At 35.7% G+C, this 2,511-nt stretch carries 1 protein-coding gene; it reads left to right on the top strand.

Features of this window, described 5'->3' with window-relative positions; translation table 11 throughout:
* Positions 1–180: 180 nt before the first annotated feature.
* On the top strand, positions 181–2,511 hold a 2,331-nt coding region (locus ACIQ0Q_RS09790), incomplete at its 3' end, for a hypothetical protein (RefSeq protein ID WP_395772748.1).

Raw genomic sequence — 2,511 nt, 5'->3', positions numbered from 1 at the left:
CAAAACACCTGAAAAACTTCAAACCATTGTAAACAATGACCCGGTGTTACAAAAGTTACAATCTGATTTAAGAAAGATACACGATAAAGCCGCTGATTATTTGGATAAAGTGAAGAAAGATGAGCCGGATATTTATCAGTATTTGCAAAAACATGGATTCGTAAAATAAAATTTTTGTAAATGGCAGATGTAAGAAGTTTATCCGCTCAAGAGCTAGAAAGACAAAATCAATTACTCAAAGAGCGAGAGCAAATTGAACAGCGAATAGAAGAGCGAAATAAAAGAATGGCTGTTGCTGGTCATGAAGAAATCAAGCGTCTCAAAAAAAGAAATGAAGAAGATAAAACTCATGGCAAAAATTTAGACGAACAATTAAAGAGTTTAAAAGAGGTTGAGGATAAAGCAAGTGATTATGTAAAGTTTTGGGCAGATGCGGCAGAAAAGCAAGAAGATTTTTGGGAAACCTCAAATGATTTTGCAGCATCATTCGCAAAAATGACACCAAAAGTAAAAGAGCTTTTAACCGATTCGAATAATGGTGGTAATCAATTTGCAGCAATAACGGCTAGAATATTAAGTCTTAAAAAGCAGGAAATAAATGCATCTGGAGACGAGTTAGAATCGCTGCAGGAAAGAAGAAAAGCATTAGAAGGTATAAGAAGTACACAGGTAGATGCAGCTGAAGGGTTAGCAACCGAAAGAGAAAATGTGTTTGGTATAACTGATGCACAAAGAAGAAGACAAGAATTCCAAGCATCTATTTTGGGAATGAATGAGGAAGATAGAAAGTTATCAGAACAAATATTCCAATCAAACGAAAATTTATTAAAACAACAGGAACGATTAGTTGAATTACAAAAGCAACAGGATGGATTAGTAGAGCAATTACCAGAAGGTTTACAATCGGCTTTAACCGTTGTAAAGGATATGATAAAAGGGATTGCAGCGGGATTAGGTCCAATTGTAATAATGGGTGCATTATTTGCAGCCGCATTATCATCGTTTACTGAAATACAAGAAGCAAGTAAGAAGTTTAGAGAAGAAACTGGTTTAACAAATTCTCAAACAAAGCAAATTCAAAAAGATGCACATAGTATTGGAGTTGATTTTGCTAAATTGGGTGTGGATGCTGGAGTTGCATATGATAGTATTGCGGCATTTAAAAGCGAATTTGGTGATAGTGTTCCAGTATCAAAAGCGGTAGCGGCCAATGTATCTGTATTAAACAAAAACTTTGGAGTTGCACAAAAAGATGCGGCGGCCGTTAATATGATTTTTCAAAGTATGGCGGGCCTATCTGCCGAAACTGCACAAGGAGTTTCGCAGCAAGTAGCTGATATGGCTAAGTTAGCTGGTGTTGCTCCATCGCAAGTGTTTAAAGATATAGCAGACTCGGCAGCAGATACATATACATATTTTAAAGGTGATGTAAATCTTATTGCTAAACAAGCTATTGAAGCTAGAAGATTGGGTACTACATTAAAGGATGTATTAAAAACAACCGAAAGTTTATTAGATTTTGAAACTGGTATTGAAAAGGAATTAGTTGCAGCAACTTTTGTTGGTGGACAATTTAATTTATCACAAGCCAGAGCTTTAGCATATGCCGGAAGACACGTTGATGCACAAAAAGAATTATTAAGACAAGTTGAGAGAAATGGTAAGTTTGCTGACCAGGATATGTTTACTAAAAAGGCGTTAGCAGATGCTACTGGTAAAACGGTTGAGGACTTGACTAAGCAAATTCTTATGCAAGAAAAGCTTGGACATCTTAGCGAAGAAGAACAAAAAAGAGTTTCTAAAGCTATGGATGCTGGATTGGATATTACTAATATGAGTGAAGACCAATTAAAAGCAAAAACACAAGAATTAGCAAAACAAGAAGAAATAGCTGATAAGATAACTCAAATGGAAAATTCATTTAAAGGTATCGTTGCAGCTGTTGGTGAAGGATTGTTACCATTAATGGAGGCGTTAGCACCAATAGTAACTACTTTAGGAAATGTATTTGGTGGGATATTTGGAGCATTAAATTCAATACCAGGTCTATTCCCTGCACTTATTGGTGGATTGACAACAATGTATATTTTAAGTAAAAAAACAGCATTGTTAAAAATGAAAGAAGCAATTGCATCCATTTTTGCCGGTAATGCGAAATTAGGGCCATTAGGATTGATAGCAGCGGGCGCTGGTATAGCTTCTTTGATGGCATATATGGGTAGTGCAAGTGTTAAAGATGCTGGGGATGTATTATCTCCTGCAAATGGTAGAACTCAAATATCAACAAAAGAAGGTGGTTTAGTACAGATATCTCCAAACGATGATTTAGTAGCTGCTCCAAATGCGATTTCAAAATTAAATGAAGCATCAAGAATGGCAAATATGTCAAATATGGGTAGTGGGGTGCAAGGTGGTGGATTGAATGCAAATAATGGTGTAAGTATTTTAATAAACGAAGTGAAAAAGTTAAGAGAAGATATGGGTTCAGGTAAAATTAAAGCAAGTGCATTC

It is taken from the genome of Arenimonas sp. (assembly GCF_044348765.1).
GTDB lineage: Bacteria > Pseudomonadota > Gammaproteobacteria > Xanthomonadales > Xanthomonadaceae > Arenimonas.
Note: the sequence above shows the minus strand (reverse complement) of the source record. Positions and strands in the feature narration are given on the sequence as shown.